Source organism: Caulobacter sp. Root655 (assembly GCF_001427665.1).
Lineage (GTDB): Bacteria > Pseudomonadota > Alphaproteobacteria > Caulobacterales > Caulobacteraceae > Caulobacter.
Genome location: NZ_LMHC01000021.1, coordinates 499769 through 515819 on the forward strand (window position 1 = coordinate 499769; position 16051 = coordinate 515819).

Annotated in this window: 11 protein-coding genes; 6 read left to right on the plus strand and 5 right to left on the minus strand. The window is 65.5% G+C overall.

Annotated features, from left to right (window positions below; genetic code table 11):
- Positions 1-66: 66 nt before the first annotated feature.
- Together ASD79_RS13575 and ASD79_RS13580 are read right to left on the minus strand one after the other, a co-directional pair.
- Positions 67-2745, minus strand: a complete 2679-nt coding sequence (locus ASD79_RS13575; protein WP_368664864.1) for a TonB-dependent receptor — start codon at positions 2743-2745, stop codon at positions 67-69.
- A gap of 544 nt (positions 2746-3289) precedes the next feature.
- Entirely contained in the window at positions 3290-4963 is a 1674-nt protein-coding gene (locus ASD79_RS13580) for an NAD(P)/FAD-dependent oxidoreductase (protein ID WP_056722468.1), read from the minus strand.
- A gap of 190 nt (positions 4964-5153) precedes the next feature.
- On the opposite strand from ASD79_RS13580, the gene ASD79_RS13585 reads away from it, so the two are divergent.
- Positions 5154-6023 (plus strand): acyl-CoA thioesterase II, encoded by an 870-nt coding sequence (locus ASD79_RS13585; RefSeq protein ID WP_082584923.1) that lies wholly within the window; start codon positions 5154-5156, stop codon positions 6021-6023.
- On the opposite strand, the gene ASD79_RS13590 is transcribed toward ASD79_RS13585, so the two are convergent.
- Entirely contained in the window at positions 6020-7624 is a 1605-nt protein-coding gene (locus ASD79_RS13590; RefSeq protein WP_056722470.1) for an acyl-CoA synthetase, read from the minus strand. The genes ASD79_RS13585 and ASD79_RS13590 overlap by 4 nt on opposite strands.
- A gap of 212 nt (positions 7625-7836) precedes the next feature.
- On the opposite strand from ASD79_RS13590, the gene ASD79_RS13595 reads away from it, so the two are divergent.
- From ASD79_RS13595 to ASD79_RS13610, 4 genes are all read left to right on the plus strand, one after another.
- Entirely contained in the window at positions 7837-8940 is a 1104-nt protein-coding gene (locus ASD79_RS13595; RefSeq protein ID WP_056722472.1) for an NADH:flavin oxidoreductase, read from the plus strand.
- Between the two features lie 151 nt (positions 8941-9091).
- Positions 9092-9973: an SMP-30/gluconolactonase/LRE family protein gene (locus ASD79_RS13600; protein ID WP_056722474.1), complete on the plus strand. Its 882-nt coding sequence runs from the start codon at positions 9092-9094 to the stop codon at positions 9971-9973.
- A gap of 13 nt (positions 9974-9986) precedes the next feature.
- The gene (locus tag ASD79_RS13605) at positions 9987-11159 is read left to right on the plus strand and encodes an acyl-CoA dehydrogenase family protein (RefSeq protein ID WP_056722476.1); all 1173 of its coding nucleotides are present in this window, start codon (positions 9987-9989) and stop codon (positions 11157-11159) included.
- Positions 11160-11166: 7 nt separating this feature from the next.
- A complete protein-coding gene (locus ASD79_RS13610) occupies positions 11167-12315 on the plus strand; it encodes an acyl-CoA dehydrogenase family protein (protein WP_056722478.1) in 1149 nt (382 codons plus the stop codon).
- 4 nt (positions 12316-12319) lie between these two features.
- Here the strand turns inward: ASD79_RS13610 and ASD79_RS13615 are convergent, their stop codons facing one another.
- A complete protein-coding gene (locus tag ASD79_RS13615; protein WP_056722480.1) occupies positions 12320-13078 on the minus strand; it encodes an SDR family NAD(P)-dependent oxidoreductase in 759 nt (252 codons plus the stop codon).
- Positions 13079-13494: 416 nt separating this feature from the next.
- On the opposite strand from ASD79_RS13615, the gene ASD79_RS13620 reads away from it, so the two are divergent.
- Positions 13495-14268 (plus strand): IclR family transcriptional regulator, encoded by a 774-nt coding sequence (locus ASD79_RS13620; protein ID WP_056722482.1) that lies wholly within the window; start codon positions 13495-13497, stop codon positions 14266-14268.
- An 11-nt stretch (positions 14269-14279) separates the two neighbouring features.
- Here ASD79_RS13620 and ASD79_RS13625 read toward each other — a convergent pair whose 3' ends face one another.
- On the minus strand, positions 14280-15920 hold the full coding sequence (locus ASD79_RS13625; RefSeq protein ID WP_056722484.1) for a long-chain fatty acid--CoA ligase: 1641 nt from the start codon (positions 15918-15920) through the stop codon (positions 14280-14282).
- Positions 15921-16051: the final 131 nt, after the last annotated feature.

Below are 16051 nucleotides of genomic sequence, written 5' to 3' on the forward strand. Positions count from 1 at the left end.
GGATCTCAACTGAGCGGCGGTCCGAGGACCGCCGCCGGGAGTCGCTGGACGGACGACTTGGTCCGGTCAGAAGCGCTTGCTGATCGACACGCCGTAGGTTCGCGGATCGAGGAGGAAGGCGTTTTGCAGAAGTCCCATGGCCTCGTCGACGAAGAAGGTGTCGGTGATCGGGCGATCGTTGAACACGTTCTTCACGTAGGCCTCGATCTCCAGGCCCAGGTCATCGTTCTTTGCCTGGATCGAAACATTCCCGTTGTCCCAGCCGCGGAGACGATCGACCGTCGTATTGTAGACGCGGGAGAAGGAGTCGCCCTGACGGTAGTAGTCGGCGCGTAGCGTGGTGTCCCAGCCCGAGGGCAGATTCCAGGTGTACTGAGCGCCCAGCGACACCGTCCAGGGCGGCGCATTGGGCAATTCCTTGCCCGAAAGATTGGCCGCGACCCCATCCGTTGGGGTCACGCCAAGGGACGCGTAGGTCCCAGAGCAAACGCCAAGCACCGCGAGCGGATTGCCTGAAACCCCCGCCATGGTCGCGGCGCCGGGCTGCTGCTGGATGATGGCCAGCAGGTTGCCCAAGGCTGCGGTCGGCGCGACGCACCCGGCCATGTTCGAACCCTTGACCAGGGTCAGATTCGGATCGCCTTGCGTGCGGTTGACCGGATCGATGGACGAGCCGTTCTTGACCTCGGTTTTCAGGAGGCCCGCGCTGAGGTTGAACCGAAGATTGCGCACCGGCTCCCAGATGCTTTCAAGTTCGAAGCCGGCGACGGTGGCGTCGATGTTCTCCGTGACCGAGATCCGGTTCACGAACTTGGAGATCTGGTAGCCCTTGTAGTCGTAGTAGAAGCCCGTGAGATTGAGCATCAGGCTGCCGCCCAGGAGCCTGTTCTTCATGCCGACTTCATAGGCGTCGACGAATTCCGGGTCGTAGACCGGTCGTGGAGCCCCGATCCCACCCGCGCCGATGTTGTTGGGACCGCCCCCCTTGTAGCCCCGCGAGTAGAAGCCGTAGAGCAAGGTGCTGTCGGTAAAGGCCAGATCCGGCTTCCAGTCGACGCCCAGACGCCCGGTCACCGCGCTGAAATCGGCCCTGTAGGAGGCCGGCGCTCCAGGCGTCAGGCCCGAGCCAGGCGTCAGGAGCTTCACTGGATAGCTGTAGAGGGTCTTGGAGTCCTCGGTGTAGCGCAAACCGCCGGTGATCTTCAGGGCGTCGGTCGCCTCCCAGTAAACCTCGCCGAAGGCTGCCTTGGAATCCAGCTTATAGGGCTGATAGCTGAGATAGTTGCCGTGCCCGGTCGGGTCCGGCTCCGGATTCGGGTTGATGTAGATGCAGGTGGTGGCGCCCAGCGCGCACGTCGCCCCGCCATTGGCCACCCTTGAAAAATTCGTGAAGGCGTTCGACAGGATGTAGAAGTACTGGGTCGTCTTGTAGCCGAGGTGATTGGCTCCGATACTGAAGTTTATCGGCCCGTCGAAGGACGATTGAAGCCGAAGCTCCTGCGTGAACTGCTTCGAAGGATGAAGGTTGTTGTCGTAAACTTGAAGAGTATTCGCTGTCCCAAGTTGCGGGTCATTGACGACCCCGCCCGGCGCTGTCGCCGTGGCGTTGAACGCCGTCGGAAAACCGAAGCGGTACATGTCCTGTTGGGAATTGTAGTCGCCCTTGTAGTAGGAGGTCAGGAGATTGACCTGCAGGGCGGGCGTAATGTCCCACGCCGCACTGAACTCCAGCACATCCTCCTTGGCGCGGTAGCTCGGGTCGATCAAGGACTCGACCGTGCTCAGATCGGCGGATTGGCGCCTGTTGGCGCTGAGGTCGCCGCTCGCCAGGCCGCCCCGATAGGCCAGCAGCCCAAACAGGGTCGACAGCGAATTAGGCGTGCCCTTGGCGGCGTCGGCATAGATCGAGCCATTCGTGCAACCTTGGCTGAGGAAGCCGCGCACGACGGCGTTGGTGACCGCCACGCCGCCGACCGACGCGGGGCCGTTGTCGCGAGTGCAGAGGCCCTTGCCGGTGCGCAGGCGGTTGTCGTCTTCCTCGAAGTGTTGCCAGACGAGATGGGCCTTGAAGGTGTCGACCGGCTTGAAGGCCAGGGTGCCGCGAACCGAGTAGAGATCGCGGCCGTCGATATCATTGCCGGTGGTCAGGTTGGTCGCGAAGCCGGAGCGTTTGAGATAGCTCCCGGCCACCCGGAGGGCCAAGGCGTCTCCGACGAGCGGAATGTTGACCATCGCGCGCACCTTGCGGGTGTCGAAATTGCCGATCTCCGCCCGGACGGCGCCCTCGAAACGATCCGTCGGCTTGGCGGTGATGACATTGACCACGCCCCCCGTGGCGTTGCGGCCGTAGAGCGTGCCCTGAGGGCCGCGCAGGACTTCCACCCGCTCGACGTCGAAGAACTCGGCCTCGAACAGACGGTTCTCGGTCAACGGCGCGCCGTTCAGGTGGACGCCGGTGGAGGTGTCGCCGGTAACCGCCGTTTGCTTGGTGCCAATCCCGCGAATTTGGAAATTGTAGCCGCTATAGAAGCCCTTGGAGAAGGTCACATTGGGCACGGCGCGCTGGAGGTTCGCCCCGCCATCGATCTTTTGGGCCTCGAGCGAGGCCTGAGAGAAGGCCGAGACGGCGATGGGAACGTTCTGCAAGGTTTCTTCCTTGCGCTGAGCGGTCACTACCACCTCGTCCAGCACGGTTTTATTCTCGGCTGGCGTGGTCTCGGCCCCCAGGGCCGGCAGAGCCATCATGAGGGCGAGAACAGACGCTCCGCTCGCGAGGACTCGCGCATTTCGGCGATGCAACTTCATGTATTCATTCCCCCTAATTTTCGGCACTGCACTTGCGCGTGCCGATTGTTATTACTCGCCAGTGCGGCGAGGACGGTGGCGAACAACAGTCTGTGCGCCTCCTAACGAAATCCGGCTCAACGACTCCGGAAACGCTTCAGTTATTTCATCCTCGATATTTGGGGGGACTGGCGCCGCCCGCTGCGGGCTTGCTCTCGTCGTGGGCGCCGTCTCGCGCCGGGCGATGTCGCCCGAACCAGCCGCTGGGCTGCCCTATGGTCGAACTTGCCCAGGTCGGGTCTGGCTCGCTCGCCTTCCCGCCCAAGATCGAGACCCGGGCGTCTCGAGGTCCGATAGCGGCCGCCACTAAGCTCAGAGGCGCGGGCGCCAGCCAGATCCAACAGCTGATCATCGCCCGGGAAACCCTCAAGCGCGGCGGCTGGAAAAAAGGCGGCGTCGCTCACCAGCGACGCCGCCATCCTATTCTTTCGAGCAGGGCAGCGGCTTAGCCGCCGACCACCGCCAAGCTCCCGGGCGCGCTTTCGACGGCGGCCTTCTCGAAGACGAAATCGACGTAGCCGCTCTCCGCGGCCAGCCGGCACGCCTCGCTATAGCGCTGGAAGCCGCCGGTATACATGCTCAGACCGCGCGGTTTGCCGCTGATGTTGCCGCCGACGTACCAAGTATTGGCCTTCGATACGAGGGTCTGTTCCGCCAACCCGTAGACCGCGTCCATCCACCCCTGCTCGGCCCGGCCCGTCGGCTCCATCGTCGCAAGACCGTCCTGGCGCATGCGCGCGATCGCATCGGCGATCCAGTCGACGTTCTGCTGGTCGAGCGTGATGATATTGGCCAGGGCCGCCGGGCCATTGGGGCCGCACACCAGGAAGAGGTTCGGAAAGGACGCCATCATCAGGCCCAGATGCGACCCGGCGCCGTCGTGCCACTTGTCGCGCAGCTGGAGACCGCCCCGGCCACGGACGTCGAAGTTCAGCAGCGCGCCGGTGAGGCCGTCGTAGCCGGTGGCGAAGATCAGGACGTCGAGCTCCACCTCGCCGACGCTCGTCAGCAGGCCCGCCTCGGTGATCTTGATGATCGGGCTTTCGAGACAGTCATGCAGCGTGACGTGCGGCAGGTTGAAGGTCTCGTAGTATTGGGTGTCCAGGCAGGGCCGACGCGCGAAGATCGGGTAGCCCCGCGGCTTCAGTTTTTCGGCGGTGTGCGGATCGACGACCACCTCGCTGATCTTGTCGCGGACGAATTCGGCGACCTGCTCGTTGGCCTCCGGATTGGTCAGAAGGTCCGAGAAGGTTCCCAGGAACGACAGCCCGCCACGCGCCCAGGAATCCTCCATCAAGGCGCGACGCTGGTCGGGGGTGACGCTGAAGAATGGCCGGGTGGATTGCGGCCTCACACCGCCCAGCGGGCTGTTGCGCGCGGCTTGGCGGATGCTAGCGTAGTTGCGCTTGATCTCGGCGACGTAGTCAGGCTCCAGCGCCACATTGCGCATCGGCAGGCTAAAACTCGGCGTGCGCTGGAACACCGTCAGGGCGTCGGCGGTCTTTGCGACCTCCGGGACGATCTGGACACCGGTCGACCCGGTGCCGACCAAGCCAACCCGCTTGCCCGCGAAGCTGACCGGCTCATGCGGCCACTTGGCCGCCAGCAAGATCTCGCCCTTGAAAACCTCGGCGCCGTCGAACGGAACGCCCTTGGGAATCGACAGCGGCCCCGACGCCATCACGCAGTAGGTCGCCTCGAAGATCCGGCCGTCGTCCGTTGTGACCCGCCAGATGCGGGTCGCATCGTCATAGGTCGCGCCCGTGACGCGGGTTTCAAAGAGGAAGCGTCGGCGCAGTCCGAGGCGATCGGCCACGAAGTTGGCATAGGCCAGGATTTCCGGTTGGGCGGCGAACTGCTCTGACCATGTCCAGTCCTGCTCGATCTCCGGAGAGAACGAGTAGCAGTAGTCGAGGCTCATCAGGTCGCACCGGGCGCCCGGATAACGGTTCCAGTACCACACGCCGCCGACGTCGCCGCCGGCCTCGATCCCTTGGACGGTCAGGCCCATTCCACTGAGCTTGTGGACGGCGTACATCCCGCCAAAGCCCGCGCCGATAACGAGCGCGTCGATGCGAGAAGGCTGAAGGCTTGCGGTCGGTTGGTTCGACGCGGTCATGGCGATCTCCCTGAGGAACGATCACCTGTGTCCTCGCCCCTGCCCCTCTTCGACCAGTCAGAGGGCTAGCCAGGCGCGAACATCACGGATGTGTCTGTTCGCCGTCGGCGCGCGCCTTGCTTGATCGACCTCACCCGCCGACTTCATGGCTGACACTGGAGACTTGGGGGGCTGCGTGAGGAGAGACGGAATGAACGGCGACAATGCGCGCGACCAGACCGTTGGTTCGGAGCCGGCGGCGCGTCAGCGGCTGATGGCGTTCGCCGCCGCCCCGGGCTCGCCAGTAAAGGTCATGGGGACGGAACGTCGGCTTTGCGTCGGCCCGCCCGGCAATCTCTTCGTGTTCGGCGGCGTGCTGTTCGGCGCCGCCCTGGCGGTGCTCGAGGACGATCTCCAACGTCCCGTGATCTGGTCGGCGGCTCAATTCCTGGGGCCTGTCCGTCCGGACGAGTTGCTCGAGCTGCACGTCGAGGTCCCATCGTCGGGCCGGACGGTCTCGCAGGCCCGCGTCGTCGGACGCGTGAACGATCGACTCGTCTTCTTGGTGTCGGCCGCGCTCGGCGCGCGAGAAGAACCGACGGAGCGCACCTGGGACCGCGTCCCGGATGCGCCCCCGCCCGAAGACTGCCAGCCCGCGAGACTTTGGCCCCACAGCCAGGCGCCTGACACGCTGCTGGAAACCTTGGAGATGCGCATAGTGCCGGGCGAGTTCGCCGAGGTCGAACCGACTGGGCGGCTGGCCGAACGCTCGCGCGCTGTCTTTTGGGTTCGCGCGCGGCAAGCCCTGCCGATCGACATCAGTTTGCTGGCGTTGTTCGCCGATTTCTTGCCCTACGCCCTCGGCAAGGCGCTCGGCGGGGGCTTGGGCGGTGTGAGCCTCGACAACACGCTGAGAGTCGTGCGTCGTGTCGAGACCGAATGGATCCTGTGCGACGCGTCCATTCAGGCCATCCATGCGGGCTTTGCCCACGGGGACATTCGCCTCTTCGCCCAGACTGGCGAGCTTCTGGCGATCGGCAGCCAGTCGATGAACGCCTGGCCGCCGACTACCCGCGGCTAGGGCGCCTCGGCCGCGAGCGCGCTGGCCGTGCGATAATCGGCCTTCCCGCTTTCGTGCCGTGGCACATTGTCGACGAGGATGAAGCGCTTGGGATGCTTGTAGCTGGACAGGGTCTGGGCCAGGCCCGCCCTCACCCGCGCCTCGTCAAACTCGCCGTCGGGCTTGAGGATGGCCACGACAATCTTTCCCCAGGTCTCGTTCGCCTGCCCCACGACGAGCACATCGCCGACGCCGGGCTGCAACTTCAGGGCTTCCTCGACTTCCTCGGGGAAGACCTTCTCACCGCCCGTGTTGATGGACAGGTTGCCGCGACCAATCAGCATGAACTGGTTGGGTGGCATCCACCGGGCAAAGTCGCCCGGCACGGCGTAGCGAACGCCATCGATCATGCGGTAGGTCGCCACGGTTTTTTCGGGGTCACCGAAGTAGCCTAGCGCCATGGACCCGCTTCTGGCGATGAACCCCTCCGCGGGCCGATCCTTGGGCATCACCGCGCCAGTGTCCGGATCGATCAGCACCGTCAAGGCGGCCGCGTCAAAAACCCCGGTCTCTGGAATTTGACCGGCCTTGGCCACCGAATAGCCGAGCCCCGAGGCCTCGGACGCGCCGAGGATGTCGACAAGGGTGAGGTTTGGCAGGTGACGCAGTAGCCCTTCCTTGACCTCCTTGGACCAGGTCAGGCCCGCCGAGCTGATGACCTTCAGGCTGGAAAGATCGTAGGCGCCGGGGGCCGCGTCCAGGGCCTTGAGCATGGGCTTGGCGAAGACGTCGCCGACGATGGCGATCCGGGTGGCGCGGTGCTTTTCCACCTCGCGCCAGAGGTGATCGGCGTCGAACCTGTCGCTGGACAGGATGATCGCCGCGCCGCCGTTGAGCAAGTCGCCCATCGCCGCATTGCTGCCCGACCCGTGCATCAGCGGACAGGCTGGAACGATGCGGCTGGGCGAGGTCGTCGAGCGCACGATGTCGGCATGCTCCTCCATGGAGAGCGGCACGCGCGGGATCAGTGGCGACTCAAGTTGAACGCGGCGCGCCTGGCCGGTCGACCAGTGGACACCCTTGGGCTTGCCGGTGGTTCCGCCAGTGTAGAGCAGATAGCCGTCGTTGGGGGAGCGCGTGATGACCAGCGGCTGCCCGTCGCCGTCTCGCGCCAGGGTCTCGTAGGATAGAACGCCCCGGGGCGCGACCTGCGGCGATCGCTCGCTCTCGATCCGCACCCAGGTGCTTACGCCCGCAAGCCGCGCTTGCAGCGGCTCCAGCATCTCGTCGAAGTCCGATTGATAGAAGAGCGCCGTGGCGCCGCAGTCGGCGAGCACGTAGGCGATCTCGTCGGCCGTGTAGCGGTAGTTCAGATTGACGGTCAGCAGGCGCGCCTTCACCCCAGCGACGAGGAACTCCATGTAGGCTGGGTGATTGCGGCACAGGATACCCACTCGTGCGTCCGGTTCCAGGCCAAGGTCGACAAGCGTCTTGGCCAGATTGTTGGTGCGACGGTCGAACTCCTCCCATGTCACCACCGTGTCGCGCCAGATCAGGGCCGGCCGCTCCGGCGGCACGACGCGCGCCACCGCATCGAGAATGTCTCCATAGTTCCAGTTCACGGCGGCCTCCCAAGTCTCTTTCCCGGAAGGTCTATTGGGCGACCACGGTCCAAGTGGCGTTTGGCGACCCGTAGCGCCGACAAATCACGTGAGTGATGCCTGTGGCCTCGAAGTGAACTTTGGTGCGATCGGCCGCCGCTTCCGCCTAGTCGTTCGACCGGGCCCGGGCGCAGCGTTTCGGGGCGTTCCATTCGCACCCGGGAGGATCCGCAGTGTCCGCTTCCGCTCTCTTCGCGCCGATCTCCGTGGCGGGGCTTCAGCTGAGGAACCGCACCGTGATGGCGCCGATGACGCGCCGCTTTTCTCCCGGCGGCCTCCCGACCGAGAAGGTCGCCGACTACTATCGCCGACGCGCCGAAGCCGGTGTTGGCGTCATCATCACCGAAGGGGTCGCCATCGATCACCCCGCCGCGATCGATCACCCCGACATTCCGCACTTCCACGGACCGGCCCTGAACAACTGGAAGGTGGTCGCCGAGTTGGTGAAGGCGGCCGGGGCCGCATTCATCCCGCAGCTCTGGCACATGGGCGGCCACCGCTCGATGACGCCCGCCCCACCGAATTCGGACATCCCCTCGCTGTCGCCGTCGGGGATCTATCAGCCCGGAATCACCTTCGGCGCGCCCGCGACCGAAGCGGAGATCGCGACGGTGATCGAGGCCTACGCCAAGGCCGCGGGGGACGCCGTCGCCATCGGGGCGAGCGGCGTCGAGGTGCACGGGGCGCACGGCTACCTCATCGACCAATTCCTGTGGTCGAGCACCAACCAGCGCAGCGACCGCTACGGCGGCGATCTCACCGGACGCCTGCGCTTCACGATCGAAGTCATCTCGGCCTGCCGGGCCGCCGTCGGTCCCGACTTTCCGATCTTCTTCAGATTCTCGCAGTTCAAGCAGGTGGACTACAAGGCGCGGCTTTGCCGCTCGCCCGATGAGCTGGCCGCCTTCCTGGAACCGCTCGTCGACGCTGGCGTCGATGTGTTCGACTGTTCGCAGCGCCGGTTCTGGGAGCCTGAGTTCGAGGGGTCTCCGCTCAATCTTGCCGGCTGGACCAAGAAGCTCTCGGGCAAGCCGACCATGACCGTTGGGTCCGTCGGACTCGATGGCGACGTCGTCGCGTCCTTGCACGAAGGCGTCGAGGTCGTAGGCGCATCTTCCCTCGACAAGCTGGAGGTCATGCTGGAACGCGGCGATTTCGATCTGGTCGGCGTCGGTCGCGCCCTGCTGGCCGATCCGCTCTGGGTGGAGAAGGTCCGCGACTCCGAGGCTGGGCAGTTGGTCGGCTTCAGCCGTCAGGCGCTCGAGACGCTCGTCTGAATCTTATCACCCATGTGATTAGCGCCGGCGCCGTCGCGTGAGGGAGGGACTCGGTCGCGGCATGGGCTTTGGTGGCCCTCCAGGAGGACCCGCACGTGCCGCAGCTGGCCTTGATCACAGGCGCCGCCCATCCAAGCGAAGGAAGCCCATCATGACCTTCACTGTCGAGATCGTCGGCAAGGAGCGCTGCCGATTGGGGGAGTCGCCGGTCTGGGACGGCGACGCGCGCGTGGTCTATTGGGTCGATAGCGTCGCCCCCTCCATCTGGCGGCACGACCCGACGACCGGCGAGCAGTCGCACATCCCCGCCCCCAAGACGATCGGAAGCATAGTGCTTGGCCGGCCTGGCGAACTGGTCGCCGGCCTAACGGACGGCGCCTATCGCGTTAGGTTCGACATCGGCGAGTTCACGGCGATCGCACGGCCAGAAACCCTGACCCCGAACGAGCGCTTCAATGACGGCAAGGCCGATCGCCAGGGTCGGTTCGTGACCGGAACGATGGGCACCCATCTCGAAACGGGTCGCATAGGCAAGCTCTACCGTTTCTCGGCCGATGGAGCCTGGGAGATCTTGCCCACGGATCCAATCGCAATCTCTAACAGCACCTGCTTCAGCCCGGATGGGACCACGCTCTATTTCGCCGACAGCCTGCGGCACATGCTCTGGGCCTTCAGCTACAACCCGAAGACCGGCGCATTGGGCGACAAGCGCGATTTCTTCGAGACCAGTGGCTTTGGCAGCGCGCCCGACGGCGCCACGGTCGACGCCGAAGGCTTCATCTGGCTCGCGCTTGTCCAGGCTCAAAAGCTCCTCCGCATCTCGCCGCAAGGCCGCCTGGATCGCGTCCTCGAGAGCCCTGCCCCGCTGTCCTCGTGCCCAGCGTTCGGCGGGGAGGACCTCGACATTCTCTATGTCACCTCGATCTCCGACAGCGGCGGGCGCCTCAAGAGCGACGTCGATGCTTCTGGCCGGCTCCTGGCCTTCCACGGACTTGGCGTGCGCGGCATCGCCGAGGCGCGCTGTTTCCTCTGACCCACAGTGAACCATGAACCTTGATCTGACCCCGGAGCAGCTCGCCTTTCGCGAGGAGGCGCGCGCCTTTTTCACCGAAAACACCCCCGAGTCCTTCAAATCCCGCGTTCGCGCCGGCATGCGGCTTGAACCGGAGGAGTTCACCCAGTGGCAGCGCCTGTTATACGCCCGCGGCTGGGGCGCCCCGTCGTGGCCAAAAGAATACGGCGGCGCCGGCTGGGACCCGACGCAGCTCTATATCTTCGAGACGGAAGCCTCGCGCGCCGACGCGCCCGTCCAATTCCACCAGGGCCTCGAGCTGATCGGCCCGATCATCTTCACGTTCGGTAGCGAGGCGCAAAAGGCCAAATACCTGCCGGCGATCGTCTCGGGCGACGACTGGTGGTGTCAGGGCTACTCCGAACCGAACGCGGGCTCGGACCTGGCCTCGCTATCGACTCGCGCCGTGCGCGACGGCGACGACTACGTGATCTCCGGCCAGAAGGCCTGGACGAGCTACGCGCACGTAGCCAACCGGATGTTCTTGCTGGCGCGAACGGATCCGGACGCGCGCAAGCAGGCTGGCATTTCACTGTTCCTCATCGACATCGACACCCCCGGCGTCACCATCCGCCCGGTCATCACCATGGACGAGGTTCACCACACCAACGAGGTGTTCCTCGACGACGTGCGCGCGCCGGCCTCGGCTCTATTGGGCGAGGAAGGCAAGGGCTGGAGCTACGGCAAGGTTCTGCTCGACCGCGAGCGCGGCGTCACCGCCGCCACCACGACCCGCCTGGCCCAGCAGTTGCGCGGGGCTCGTCAGGTCGCGGCCGAGACCATCGTTGGCGGCGCACGCCTGCTTGACGACCCGCGTGTCGCCGATCGCCTGGCGCAGTTCGAACTGGAAGTCATGGCTTTGGAGGCAATGGTCATGCGCACCATGGCCGAGGCGACGTCGGGCCAAGATTCCGGTCCCCGGGCCTCGATGATCAAGATCCGCTGGTCCGAGCTCCTGCAGCAGATCACCGAATACTGGGTCGAGCTCCAAGGGTACGGCGCCATGGCGTTCGCCCCACTCGGCCCGTTCGAAACGCCGGAAGCCTGGCCCGCCAAGGGGATGGTCTATTCCCGCGTGACCAGCATCTACGGCGGATCCAACGAAATCCAACGCAACATCATCGCCCGCCGGGCGCTAGGTCTCTGAGGGCCCCATGAATTTCGACCTTTCCGAAGAGCAGCGCCTACTGAAGGACAGCGTCCGGCGCTATGGGGCCGATCACGGCGACTTCACCGCCTGGCGCGCTCGCGTCGAGCGCGGCGAGGCCTTCGACGCGGCGAGCTGGCGGCGCATGGCCGATCTGGGATGGCTGGCCCTGACGACGCCCGAAGAAGACGGTGGCCTTGGCGGGGGCCCCGTCGACACCATGGTCGTCGCCGAGGCTTTCGGCCGCTACCTGATGCTCGAGCCCTACATCTCGGCGTGCGTGATCGCGCCCGTCTTGCTGGCCGCGGCGACAGACGAGGTTCGCGCACGCTTCATGCCCAGCCTAGTTGAAGGCGGCGTGCTGGTCAGCCTCGCCGATGCCGAACCGGGCGGGCGTTTCGATATTCATCGGATCGCCACCCGCGCTGAGGTCGTCGAGGGCGGATATCGCCTCACCGGCGAGAAGAGCCACGCCCTGGACGGCGCCTCGGCCGATTGGTTCATCGTTCCGGCCCGGACCGCCGGCGCGGACGACAGCGAGGGCGGGATCAGCCTATTCCTGGCGCCGGCCAAGGCGGAGGGCCTGACGGTCGCACGCAGCCGGGCCATGGACAATCGCCACAACGCCAGCCTCAAGCTCGACGGCGTTCTCGTGTCGGGCGAGAGCCTCATCGGCCGCCTCGGCGACGGCTTCGGCCTGCTTCGCCAAGCGGTGGACCACGGCGTCGTCGCGCGCCTGGCCGAAGCGGTCGGCGCCATGGACGCCGTGCACGAGATGACCTTGGAATACCTCAAGACGCGCAAGCAGTTTGGCCAGACTCTTGGTTCGTTCCAGGCGCTGCAGCATCGCGCCGTCGACATGGCGATCGCCTGCGAGGAAGCCAGGTCGATGATGTACCTGGCGACCATCGCGCTGTCGGGCGATGCGGCCGAGCGGAAGAAGGTCATCTCCGCGGCGAAGGCTCGTGTTGGTCAGACGAGCCTCTATGTCGGCCGCCAGGCGGTGCAGTTGCATGGTGGCGTGGGCTTCACCGAGGAACTGGCCGTAGCCCATTATCTGAAGCGCCTGATCATGATCGACATGGCGTTCGGCAACGCGGACCATCACCGCGCCGAGCTAGCGGCAAGCCTGGAGCCCGGCGCGGTCGCGGCCTAGGTTCTTAGGAAAGCGCGGTCGCAAGGCCGCCATCCACCGTGAGAACCTGGCCTGTGACGAAGTCGCTGTCTTCGCAGGCTAGGTAACGGACCGCCTTGGCGATGTCGTCGGTCGAGCCAAGACGTCCCAGCGGCGTCTGGTCGACGCGCTTGGCGATGCGATCCTCGGAGACCACCCGACGCACGCCCTCGGTGTCCACCGTTGACGGGGCCACGGCATTGACGCGGATGTTCACCGATCCCAGCTCAGCGGCCGCCGCGCGGGTGAGGCCCGTGACCCCCGCCTTGACGCCGCAATAGGCGATGCCGTTCGGGATGCCGAGAAACGCGCTGACGGACGCGATATTGACGATCGAGCCGCCGCCGGAGGCCGCCATGAGCGGCGCGGCGGCCTGCATGCCCCAAATCACGCCGGAAAAGCCGACCCCGATCATGCGGTCCAGGCTTTCAGGGCGGATGTCGGCGAGCGGCTCGTAGACGTTCCACATGGCGTTGTTCACGAGGACGTCGAATCGACCGAACTGGTCGTTGACCGAGCCCAGGGTCGCGATCAGAGCCTCGCGGTCGGACACGTCGCAACCCAGGCCCAGCGCTTGGCCGCCGGCGGCGACGATCTCGTCCGCCGCGGCCTGAGCCCAGTGGCTCTTGAGGTCCAGCAGGGCCACGATCGCGCCCTCGGCGGCCAGCAGGGCCGCGGTCGCCCGCCCCAGGCCTCTCGAAGCGCCCGTCACCGCGGCGACTCGTCCTTTTAGGCGACCACCCATCGTTCCCTCCTCCGTCTTGAAATCATGCCTTGTCGGCCAGCGCCATGACCCGCACACGCGCGGGCGGCGCCATCGTCATGCTTAGCCCGGCTCCCCCGCCCCGCCCGGTCCTCGGCCGGTGGCGGCGGCAACATCACCGATGTGATGCTCTCGTAAAAAGACGACGGCCTTTCGACCGCCGCCAACCATGGCCGGGCCTTTTTTGAGGGTTGTGAGGCGTGGCGTTGAATCAGTTGCGCCAAGGCCCTGTTCGCGTCGTCGGGATGCGATGCAGGTGGCGAGTCAGGCCGCGCCACCGCCCAGGGGCAGCCTCCGGAAATATCACATATGTACAGGAGTGCTGGACAGGCGCTGAAGTCGACGGTCTAACCACGACTGATGGCAGACTTGATCCGTCACGACCTGGAACCCCTTCGATGCGCCGAGATCCTATAAAATCCGCCGCTCGTACTCTTGAGATTCTGGAGCTTTTCCAGGAGCAGCGCACACCCCTGCGCCTGACCTATATTTTCGAGAAACTGGGTTACCCGCAATCGAGCACGACGACGCTCCTGAAGAGCATGGTCGTTCTGGGCTACCTCAACTATGACCGCGCCTCGCGCACCTATTTCCCGACCCCTCGGGTCGCGGCGCTGGGCGACTGGGTCAATCACCACCTGTTCGGGGCCGGCGACATCGACCGCCTGGTCTCGAGCATCTTCGAACAGACCAACGAGACGGTGGTGATCTCGTCGCAGAACGACATCTTCATCCAGCATCTGCGGATCATCCAACCCACCCATCCGCACAAGGTGGCGCTGGCCGAGGGCAGCATGCGCGTGCTGCCGCACTCGGCGGCGGGTCTCGTCCTGATGAGCCGGATGCAGGCCAAGGCGGTCGACAAGCTTTGCCGCCACATCAACGCCTATCTCGGAGGAACCGGCGATCGCATCGGCATTCCCCAGTTGCAGGAACAATTGGCTTGGGTTCGCCGCGAAGGCTACAGCCTACTGGCCGCCTTTCCTTTCCCAAACGCGGCGGCGATCGCCATGCCGTTGCCGGCCGCGCCGCATGGCGTTCAGCTGACACTGGGCGTCGGCGGCCTGAACAGCCGGATCGCGGGACACAAGAGCGAGATCGTCGCCATCATGAACGCGGGCATTGCCGAATACGGCGAGAGCCTCAGGCGCTACGCCGCGCCCGAGGCTTGACGCAAGACGGCTCAGGCCGGCTCCGTCGCCTCGTCGAGGTAGCTCCGATAGGTCTCACGCAGTTTCGACTTCAGCAGCTTGCCGGTCGCGGTGTGCGGCAGGGCGTCGACGATCACGACGTCGTCGGGGACCTGCCAGCGGGCCACGCGCGAGGCGAGGAACTGGAGGATCTCCGCCTTGTTCGGCATGCTCTCGGGCGTTGGCACAATGATCAGCAAGGGCCGCTCCTGCCACTTGGGATGCGGCACGCCGATCACGGCGGCTTCGCGCACGTCCGGATGGGCGATCGCGGCGTTCTCCAGGTCGACCGAGGAGATCCACTCGCCGCCTGACTTGATGACGTCCTTGGACCGGTCGGTGAGTTGCAGGTAGCCGTTGGGATGGATCTTGGCGACGTCGCCGGTCGGGAACCAGCCGTCCTCGGTGGTGGCCGGCGCCTCGCCTTTGAAATAGCGCTGCACCACCCAAGGCCCGCGAACCTGGAGATCGCCGACCGCCACGCCGTCATGCGGCGTGGGCGCGCCATCGGCGTCCACGATCCTCAGGTCCACGCCGTAGATCGCGCGACCCTGGAGCGCCTGGATATCGTATCGAGCCTGGCGATCGAGGAAGGCATGCTCGGGCAGCGGCGTTCCGACGGTCGCCAGCGGGCTGGTCTCGGTCATGCCCCAGGCATGGATGACATAGACGCCAAGCATGTAGTCGAAGCGCTCGATCAGGCTGCGCGGCGCGGCCGAGCCGCCGACCAGGATACGCTCGAGAGCCAGGCCCGACAGGTCCAGTTCCTCCCGGTGCGTAGCGACGTAGTCGAGAAAGCCGAGCCAGACGGTCGGCACCCCCAGACTGAAGGTGCAGCGCTCGGCGCGCATCAGGTTGAAGAGGCTTTCGCCGTCGACCGCCGCCCCGGGAAGCACGAGCTTGGCGCCGCACATCGCGGCGCTGAACGGAATCCCCCAGGCGTTCACATGGAAGAGTGGAGTCACCAGAAGGATGCTGTCGCGCCGGGAGACGGCCATGCCGTCCGCGCTCGTGGCGATGAAAGCATGCAGGACGAGAGACCGGTGGCTGTAGAGCACACCCTTCGGATCGCCCGTCGTCCCGGAGGTGTAACAGAGGATCGCGCCGGCGTTTTCCGACACGGGGGTCCAGGCGCCCTCGGCCTCCACGTCCATCAGGTCTTCGTAGCAGACGAGGTTGGGCAGCAGCAGGTCAGGCATCTCCTGCACGCTGGAGAGACAGACATAGGTTTCAACGTTGGGCGCTTGAGCGGCCAGCGGTTCGAGCAGCTTTCCGAAGGCCGGGTCGAAGAACACCATCCGGTTCTCGGCGTGCCGCAGGATGAACAGGATTTGCTCGGGGAAGAGACGTGGATTGACGGTGTTCAAGATCCCGCCAGCCCCAGTGACCCCATAATAGAGTTCCAGGTGACGGATCGTGTTCAAGGCCAGGCTGGCGACGCGATCGCCTTCCTTGAGCCCCCGGCGCCGCAGCGCCGCGGCGAGTTTCCGAGCGCGCTTGGCGACCTGCGCATAGTTGCTGCGGGTCAGGCCGCCGGGATCCTTGGAGACGATCTCGACTTCACCATGGAACCGAGCTGCGTGATCAAGCAGCGAGGACAGCGTCAGAGGCGTATCCTGCATCAGGCCGAGCATGGCTTTTCCTATTGTCCGATGGGCTCTTGGCCAGACCATAGGGGCGGATTGTCCGCCTCCCCTGAACCGCCCCGCGCCAGCGGCGCCTTTTCACATACGCGATAGTGGAAGCCGCGACCGGATGGCCGCTT